The sequence below is a fragment of the Ruminococcus callidus ATCC 27760 genome (genome assembly GCF_000468015.1).
GTDB lineage: Bacteria > Bacillota > Clostridia > Oscillospirales > Ruminococcaceae > Ruminococcus_C > Ruminococcus_C callidus.
This window is the reverse complement of the sequence record NZ_KI260480.1, coordinates 26,181-35,300: the sequence shown is the minus strand read 5'-3', so window position 1 is coordinate 35,300 and position 9,120 is coordinate 26,181. Positions and strand designations below refer to the sequence as shown.

6 protein-coding genes are annotated in these 9,120 nt (G+C 49.1%); 3 read left to right on the top strand and 3 right to left on the bottom strand.

The window, feature by feature from the left end; all coding sequences use genetic code 11:
- Positions 1–193: 193 nt before the first annotated feature.
- Genes thrH through RUMCAL_RS12695 form a run of 3 tightly spaced genes read left to right on the top strand, consistent with a single transcriptional unit; the run spans position 194 to position 1,391 of the window.
- Positions 194–793, top strand: a complete 600-nt coding sequence (gene thrH, locus RUMCAL_RS12705) for a bifunctional phosphoserine phosphatase/homoserine phosphotransferase ThrH (RefSeq protein WP_021683362.1) — start codon at positions 194–196, stop codon at positions 791–793.
- Between the two features lie 12 nt (positions 794–805).
- Positions 806–1,075 carry a GNAT family N-acetyltransferase gene (locus tag RUMCAL_RS12700; protein ID WP_021683361.1) on the top strand — a complete coding sequence of 90 codons (270 nt, stop codon included), beginning with the start codon at positions 806–808 and terminating at the stop codon, positions 1,073–1,075.
- Positions 1,068–1,391, top strand: a complete 324-nt coding sequence (locus RUMCAL_RS12695) for a cupin domain-containing protein (RefSeq protein WP_021683360.1) — start codon at positions 1,068–1,070, stop codon at positions 1,389–1,391. Before RUMCAL_RS12700 ends, RUMCAL_RS12695 begins: the two co-directional genes overlap by 8 nt.
- Before the next feature lie 289 nt (positions 1,392–1,680).
- Here RUMCAL_RS12695 and RUMCAL_RS12690 read toward each other — a convergent pair whose 3' ends face one another.
- The 3 genes from RUMCAL_RS12690 to RUMCAL_RS16330 form a co-directional block, all read right to left on the bottom strand.
- Positions 1,681–2,748, bottom strand: coding sequence for a hypothetical protein (locus tag RUMCAL_RS12690; RefSeq protein ID WP_021683358.1), 1,068 nt, complete (start codon positions 2,746–2,748; stop codon positions 1,681–1,683).
- Complete coding sequence (locus RUMCAL_RS12685) at positions 2,745–8,597, bottom strand: tetratricopeptide repeat protein (RefSeq protein WP_021683357.1); 5,853 nt, start codon at positions 8,595–8,597, stop codon at positions 2,745–2,747. The genes RUMCAL_RS12690 and RUMCAL_RS12685 overlap by 4 nt, the downstream gene beginning before the upstream one ends.
- 151 nt (positions 8,598–8,748) lie before the next feature.
- The coding region (locus tag RUMCAL_RS16330) for a hypothetical protein (protein WP_207636463.1) at positions 8,749–9,120 on the bottom strand (372 nt) is incomplete at its 5' end.

Below are 9,120 nucleotides of genomic sequence, written 5' to 3'. Positions count from 1 at the left end.
TCTGTCGCACAATCTTTGTGCGGTATTGCCCTAGTGTATATAGTATAACACATTTTTGCGGGAATGTACAGAGGGTTTTTGTGAAAGGACAAATCGCCGCCGCAAAAAGCAGTTGCAATCTCCGGAAACATATGTTATAATAAAACTATAAAATTTGCCGCATGGCATATGATGAGGAAAGGAATCACATACTATGAATATTGTTTGCTTGGACCTGGAAGGTGTACTGGTACCGGAGATCTGGATCGCGTTCGCAGAAGAAAGCGGTATCCCCGAACTGAAACGCACCACCAGAGATGAACCGGATTATGACAAGCTGATGCATTGGCGGCTGGGAATCCTGAAGGAACACGGTCTGGGACTGAAAGAGATTCAGGAAACCATTTCGAAGATCGAACCGCTGGAGGGTGCAAAGGCATTTCTGGACAAACTGCGGGAACTGACACAGGTCATCATCATCAGTGATACCTTCACCCAGTTTGCAGGCCCTCTGATGAAGAAGCTGGGCTATCCCACCATTTTCTGCAACTCTCTGGAAGTTGCTCCGGACGGCGAGATCACAGGCTTCAAGATGCGTTGCGAAAACTCGAAGCTGACCACAGTCAAGGCTCTCCAGTCGATCGGTTATGACACCATTGCCAGCGGTGACAGCCACAACGATCTGGCAATGATTCAGGCAAGCAAGGCGGGATTCCTGTTCCGCAGCACCGAACAGATCAAAAAGGACTATCCGGAACTGCCGGCATTCGAGTCCTATGACGACCTGCTGCACGCCATTCAGCAGGCTCTTTAAGAGGCATATTATATGAAATATCAAAGCGAACCCTACCGCATTTTCTGCACTGATGATGCCGGAAAGTGTGTGGCAGAGATCACATTCCCTGAAACAGAAGCCGGTGTCTGCTGCATCGACCACACGTTTGTAGACGATTCCCTGCGGGGCATGGGAATCGCAGGCGAGTTGGTTTCCCGTGCAGTACAGCAGATTCAGGCAAACGGGAAGCAAGTCACTGCCACGTGCTCCTATGCGGCACACTGGCTGGAAAAGCAAAAAGGAAGCGGCAAAAATGTATAAGAATATTGAAAAGCAGGCTGTTTTACAGCTGAAAGATCTGGTGGAGTACCAGACCGGTCAGGTTGTCAGCAAAACACTGGTACAGAACGACAAGGTGAGCATGACCATTTTCTCCTTTGATAAGGGCGAGGAGATCTCCACACACGCTGCCGGCGGCGACGCTATGGTAACGGTGCTGGAGGGTACCGGAAAGTTCACCGTAGGCGGCGAAGTGTTCCTGCTCCACGCCGGCGAAACCTTGATCATGCCCAAGGACATTCCTCATGCTGTCTATGGCGAGGAACAGTTCAAGATGCAGCTGATCGTTTCGTTCTAAGAAAACAATAGATCAAAAACGCCCCCGCACAGTTTCACCGGTAATTTTCCGGTGACTGTGCGGGGGCATTTTTTGTATATGATGTTATCTTAGGGCAACACCGCGCAAAGCTTGTGCGTAAGATGCGTCGTCAGATTTTTCGGTCGACAGATTGCATAGAAATTCCGCAGGCATACTTTCCGTATGGCAAGGGATTTCTGGGCAATATGACGAAAAATCTGCACGCAGATTGCGTGCAAAGCCGTCAGGCGGGCTTTATTCAGTGTTTCCTTTGGTATATGATGTTATCTTAGATCATGTCAATGTCTTTCAGTTGTTCATATGACAGAATATCCCAGTGTGCCAGAATGTTGCGGGCATTCCGCATCTTTTTCAGCATTTCAAATTCTGCATAGTCTGTGATCCTGCTGCCGCTGTTCTCTTTGCAGATGTAGAACAGCTGTCCGATCTCCAGATCGGCTGCCTGATCTACCGTATCATTGTTGGAACTGCGAATCGGCAGATACTGCTGCAGTTTGGACGCATACTTTCGAATGATCTCCACGCGGAAATTTTCCAGCTTCGGAAATACCAGCTTGATCTGTGCCTCCCAGACAGCAGCACGCACGACGTTCTGCAAGTTTGTGACCTTGATGTCATTTTCCTGATACACGCGTTCCGTCACGCCAACCGGATCCCGCAGCAAGTCCAGATTTTCCGCTGCCAGCAGTGCGGCACGCTCAATGTGGTTATGGGCAATGTTGCTTGCCACTTCACAGAGATACATCTTTTCGGCTCTTCCGCAGGACAGATCGGATACCATAGTCAGGCAGAGCATCATGCAGTCATAGTCCGTGACATAATCGGTATACCGGAACGCGGTCAGCTGCTTGGTTCCCACCGCCGGTGCTCCCTCTATCATTAGCAGGAAAACGCCGTGTTCCTTTGTCGGATCACAGTTTTCCATATACTCTGAAATGGAAGCGATCCATTTTGCCGCGTGTTCCGGTCGGATACCAGTCAGGCAGACATCTTGCTTATTCAGATTGGTGTCGCGGCTCTGTGCCAGAAAACGCATTTCATTGCCGTGCGTGGTTGGCCAGTAAACATTCTTCTCCTCTTTTCTGCAAAATTCTTCCAACAGGTAAGATCCTATTTCGTTACTATCCGATACACTAGATACATTCAACACTCTCAGCTTGCGGTCGTCGTTCTGATCTGCCAGCCGCTGTTCAATGGTTTCGATCATGATGTCCTGCCACGGAATCTCGTCATCGAAAAACAAGACTACCGATTTTTCGTTCATGACCGCAATCTGAATGTCATCGAGAAACCGCACGGAATTGACAAGGCGGTTCCACCAGAGTTCCCCTATCATTCGGATACCTCCTCCTCAAAATAGTCTGCCATGCTCTTTTCCACCTTGTCCTGACTGCCAAGGAATTTCCGGAATCCATCGGTGGCGAATCGATAATAATTATCCATGACACTGACAACGTTCAGATCCAGCATTTCGTTCAGGATTTCTTCGAACTGGTTGGGTTTCAGCGAAGTGATACGGGTGATGTGATATTCTTCCGCGATCCGCAGCAGATCATCCCTGGTATAGCCCTTTTCATTCGGCGAAACGTAGCACAGATACGCAATGATCAATGCAATGATGTGATAATTGCTCCGTTCCTTGGCATCGGTAAACAGTGTGGCTTCTAGCTTCTGATCGACTTTTTCAGTGAAGTCGGTATCCGAGAGGACTTTTTTATAGTGGCTCTCAGTCACTTCATAAAACGGTGTGACAGATTCTCCGTAGCCGGCATAGTCCTCGTTCTTCATTGCCTCCAGAAGCTTCTGGCAGTAGAACTGGATCAGTCCCGGGAAGTTATAGGTAGAAGCAAGAATGTTGTCGATAATGTCCTGATTGAACCGAAATCCCAGATAGGAAAGCGTACAGGTCAGCAGCTTGGTGGCTTCTTCCCGCCGGAACTGCTTGATGACGATCCAGTTCAGGTGGATCAGGTTGGAGTTTTCGTGCATCATTTCTCTGTGATAGCGGCTTACATTGTGCAGACCCGCCATGACTAATTTGAAGCGGCCGGAGGGCAGGCTCTTGAGGGCAGTGATCGGAGAATCCTCTGTGTCACCGCTGGTCTTGATGATCTCGTCCGCCTCGTCCAGCATCAGTAGCAGATAGTGGATCCGTGTTTCCGGATTTTCGTCCATGAACCGCTTCTGGAGATGTCCGGCGAGGGCAGTCCATGTGTCACAGCGGGTGGATTCGTCCAGTATCCCCTCCAGAATCAGCTTGTCAGACACGATCTTGACGGCTTCTGCTGCACTGCGGTCTTTGAGTTCTTCCACCAGAACAGCTCTATCGCCGTTGCCGTTTTTATCGATGTTGTGCCGTGCCATTTTCAGCAGGGCACTCTTGCCCAGCTGGCGGCCGCCGTAAACCAGATTTGCCCCTTCCGGCGACTCGATCTGGGTCAGTTCCGCTTCTCTGCCGGTAAACAGTTCCGGCGGCATGTCCTGTGTAGAGGATTCTACGAAAGGCTGATAGTACGCAAAGGGCAGCGTTACTGCCATGAGCCGCCGAATCACGGTATTTTCCGCATAGTGCTTTGCCAGATAGAACAAAATGACACGGTCGATCACGATAAACGTGGTGGCGAAAGATTTTTCTTCCTTGATCTTTCTGGCAAGCCGTCTGCGTTCTTCCATGTTCATGGCGAAGTCCAGCAGCACAAGGGTATGCTTTGCCACCGCATTGACCTCGCGGAACTTATCCATCAGACTGTCACAGTCGTATTTGCCGTACAGACACAGCACGCGGAAGCCGTCTGTTTCGCTCTTGGAGCCGAACGCCGGTATCGGGTGAACGTAGTTGATCTTACCGATCTGTTTCCGGCAGAACACCTGATATGCTTCTGTGTCCAGACTGGTGTCCGGCTGAACGGAAACCGGCTTAAATCCCAGATAAGAGAGCAGTTTTTCCAGCTGGTTCAGACTGGCAGGACCGCCGGATGGAATCCAGCTTTTCAGCAGGTTTGCACCGCCTCTGGTTTCCTTACGGGCATTGTTTGTCAGATGCAGCAGTGCCAGATCCAGATCTTTTTTCCCCGAATATTCGGCAATCGTTTCAGTAATGTGCTTTCCGCCCCTGCGGACTGCACGGTAGTTGGTGGCATGCTCATTGATAAACTCGCGGAAATATCCAAACGGCTCATCGGAATAGTCAGAGATCCCGCTGACATCGCGGCGGAGGATACAGCTCATGATGAACTCCGCGGAAGAATAGTTCTGGTCATTGATCTTGGCTTCAATCATTTCCTTGCTGAACACGCCAAAGTCATAGTCCGGACTGTCTGCCAGTTCTTCCAGCTGGTGCAGAAGGCGTTCGCCTTTTTGCACGGCATTGACAGAAATGCGGTTGCGGATCACTTCCAGCAGTCTGACATAGAAGCCGTAATCGTTGGTGACACGGGTGATGCGGTACCACGCGTAGGCAACCGCCATGATCGCACTCTTTTCCCCGTTGATGTTCGAAAGGGTGCCGTAGCTTTCACAGAGTTCCAGTTCATCGGAGAAATCCTGAAACATGGTTTCGAACCGCTGCTTTGCCTGCTTCAGGCATTCCCCGTACTGGGCAAGGTCTTTGTGTTCCCTGATCGCTGCAATGTCCATGTCCTCTCCATAGGCTTTGATGAGCCTTGCAGTACGGAAATTGTGCTTGGTTTCCACATTGCTGAGAATTTCGGAGAGCCGTTCCGGCAGTTCCGGATGCGGCTTGGAGGCATGCTGTTCGATGCGGTACAGAATGTGGAAATCCGGCATGCCGCAGAACGTGGACTGGGTTTCCGGCAGGTAGTTGTCGTTCAGCAGAACGTCTTCGCCCCGCAGGAAGTCCATGAAGAAATACTTTCTGGTTTTGGTGTTGTATGTGCCGTTCATCTTTTCCAGCAGTTCGGTGGCTGCACGGCGAACGCTCTCGGTGCCCCAGTCGAATCCCCGCTCTGCAAGCATGTCATTGCAGATGCGAACGATCTCTGTCAGTTCCTCTGTCACCTTCGGCTCCAGCGTGTCATACTCCTTGGCAAAAGCATTGTCGGTACTGCTGAAATGCTCTGCCACAGCGAGCCAGTCACAGATGCAGGAAAGCATTCGCTTCAGCGTTGCCATAATGCTGTTCCGCTTGCTGCCCTTGATTTTTTCATGAGGTCTGGCGATGTGCTTTCCCTCATTTTGGATCGCAACGCGGGCACGTTCCCAGAAATCATCAATGCACTTATCTGCTTTTTTCACGTCCAGATATTCCACCTGTATAGGCTTATTGGCACGAATGAACAATTCCGACACCGTATCCTTGACAAACTGGAACTTGTCGGTTTCATTTGCTGCAACGATGTTCAGACAGGTACGGAGTTCACTTTCCTCGCTGGCAAACAGCAGTTCCCGTGTACAGCGGACTTGTCCGTGGTTCTCATACACATCATTCCGCATATCCGCCGCATTACAGCACTCCTTCGCCTCATCAATGACCGATTCAATGACACTGCTGTTGGTCTTATAGGCAGCAAACGAGTCCATGCCGTATCCGGTTTTTTCACGGAACGATACCAGATCGCCCAGCAGGGGCAGCATTGCCGGATAGGTATCCAGTCCGAAATTTTCCACCACGAAAGAAAAGTCTTCAATGCTGTAATCCGGTACAGAAGGCGTATGGAACAGGGCATACATAGCAGAAGCCGCAAAAAGTGATGCACTGATGTCCGGCAGGACGTTCTGTGCCTCATCAAATACTGCCATGATCTCTGTGCTGAGATACTCAGAGTCCAGAAGCGGACTGTGAAACGCATAGGCAAATGCTGCATCTGCCGCCCTGATCGCCTGTCCCACATAGACAGTGGTGCCGTCCTCTGTGTTCCGCACGATTTCGGAATCCTTTGTCAGCATTGCCGCACTGTTGAGATATGTGAGCAGGCAGTGCAGTTGTTCCGGCTGGAAGTGCAGAGCCTTGCTGATAACCGCACTGTCATCAATTCCCAGAGCTTCGAAGCCGGCGGTATCCGTGTAGGATTCATACGCTGTTTGCAGAGATTCTTCCGGCTCAGAGCCTTCTTCGAAGCCATCATCTGCATCGTTGTCTGCATCCATGGCATTCGTCTGTCTTTCGACTTCTTCCAATGCTGCCTTTCTGTCCGCAAGATTTTGCAGCATTACCTGTTTCCGTTCGCAGTCGCTGGAGAGCCCGACATATTTTTCCGCATTCTCATAGTCACCGGTTTCAAAATACAGTTCTGCCAGTTCGATATAAATACAAGTGTTCCGTATCGTGTAGCGTTCTGTAATTTTATTTCGCTTGACAATGTCCAGCCAGTCCAGCAGTTCGCTGATCGCGGAAGGATAGTCTTTGATTTCCCGATAACAACGTCCCTTCCCCTGCAAGTAATGCAGGATCTTGCTGTGCTCGCCGGGGTCGCACTGTTCCATCAGGCGATTCAGGATCCGGATCGTTTCTGCATATTGGTGTGTTTTCATATAATACTGCTGAAGTGCTTCCAGTGCTTTTAACGCCTTTACTTCCCGATCCGCATATTTTTCCACAAACACACGAAGTTCGTTCAGATACCCCAATTCTTCATTTTCATTGTTCATACGTAAATAACACATGATGATCGCTGTAAAAGCATCTTCCCAGCAATCTTTATCCATATAAGTCTTGCAGACCTCGACCACCTTGGAATACGCTTTTTTTGCCGTCCAATGGCTTATGGCGGCACTCAGCTGCTTTCCGTCCTCACTTTTTTCCAAGGGCTCTTCAGAAGCAGGTGCAGATGTTTCCTTCTCTGCCGCTGCTGCCTTGAAAATAGAAGCTGACAGGGGCAGATCTGCTGATGCTGCGGCTGGCGTTTCTGCCGCAGCTTCAACTGCGGCATTCCACTGTGCTGACGGCAAGTAAAACGATGCTGTTCCGCGTTTAATGGATACCGCCAGATAATTTTTGCCGCTTTTCAGCAGCTGGAACTTTACCGGAATAGGAGTCATCGTTCTTTTGTCGATCTTCTTAATATTTTTTTGAAGCGATTTGTCTGTAATGTCCTTCACATCAAACAGGTACTGTTCTTCGTTGGGACCCTGAATTTTTCCCTTTCCCTCGAAATAATCGTAAGAAATGATATAGCCGGTGTGTGTCTTGGTGAGATCCGGCTCATCATTTGCAGGCGGTGTTTCCGGCATGTCCACAGATTCCGGTTCGGTTTCCAAGCCGGATTCCAGAGAGTTACTCTGCAATTTGGTGATTTTTTTCCGCACCGCATTCCCCGGGAACAGATACCGCAGACTTTCCAGCAGTGCCTGCATATCCTGTAGTTCTGCCGTGGTCTTTCCATGATCTACGCCAATGGAACGAATGATACGGTTCAAAGCTGCCCTGCTGCTTTCTTCCACAGCATGTTCTAATGCATAGGTGATACCGGAGATGTCTGCCAACTGTACAGAGGACTTTTGCAGCACCTCTGCGGCTTCTTCTTTGCCCAGTGCATTATCCTCAGAAAGAAACAACGCAGCAAAGGCGGCAGCAAGGAGAGCGTATTCCCGTTCTTCTTTTTTCTGTGCCCCCTGATATGCCGCACAGTAGGCATACCGCAGATTGCCGGCATAGAACAGCGATTCTGCTGCCATATCATAGTCTTCACAGACCAGCTGTAACAAGCCCAGAAAAAAATTGACACGAGGATTATAATCCCACTCATTTTCTTTGATCACATTCCACGCCAGCTGAGCTGCCTCCTGACACTTCGAAGTTTCATGACTTTGCAGATAATTCTGATATTTATTATATCCTGTTGTCAGAGCTTTCTTCTCTTGGGATTCCATAGCTTTAAATGCCTGTGTTACAGCTTCTTTATCGCATGGAATCTGCATGTTTTCAAAACCAGATACTGGTTTTTGTTTTGGAGCCGCTGGTGCTGGAACCGCTGCCGGCTGTACCGGTACTGCTTGCAAAACAGGATCAGCTACTGGTTTTGGCTGTGGCATGCCGGCTTGTGTACATTCCTCCAGTATGCCAATCTGATCGTACCGCAGCGTAGCTGTTGATGTGATCTGTACCGAAAGAGCGTCTTTTCCGTCATTTTCCATGACAACGCCCTCAATGATCCGTCCGGACTTGTGTACAAGTCGAACATGACTGCCTATGGGCAATGCGGCTAGTTTTTGGTCTAATAAACTCATTGGTTATACCTCCTGTAGGTATGCCGGTATTGCCTTTGCTTTTTTGCCGGCATGATGGAAAATACTATCCTATAGATAGCATAGTATTATTATACATCTGTTTTACCCAAATTGCAACATAGAATTGTAAAACTTGATGCTTTTTCACATTTTATCCATGATACAACAGTTCTTTGGAAAATAAAGGCGACACCGCGCAAAGCTTGTGGTAAGATGCGTCGTCAGATTTTTCGGCAGATTGCATCGACAGATTGCATAGAAATTCCGCAGGCATACTTTCCGTATGGCAAGGGATTTCTGGGCAATATGACGAAAAATCTGCACGCAGATTGCGTGCAAAGCCGTCAGGCGGGTTTTGTGCGGTGTTGCCTAAAGGTGAATATCGCTCTCTGTTGCTGTTGACAAGAAAAATTCCAGAACCCCTTGACAAGTTCCGTTCTGTCATGTATAATAGCATATGTAACCTATCAAAACTATAGGAATTATAAAATTCAGGGCAATACCGCACAAAGATTGTGCGACA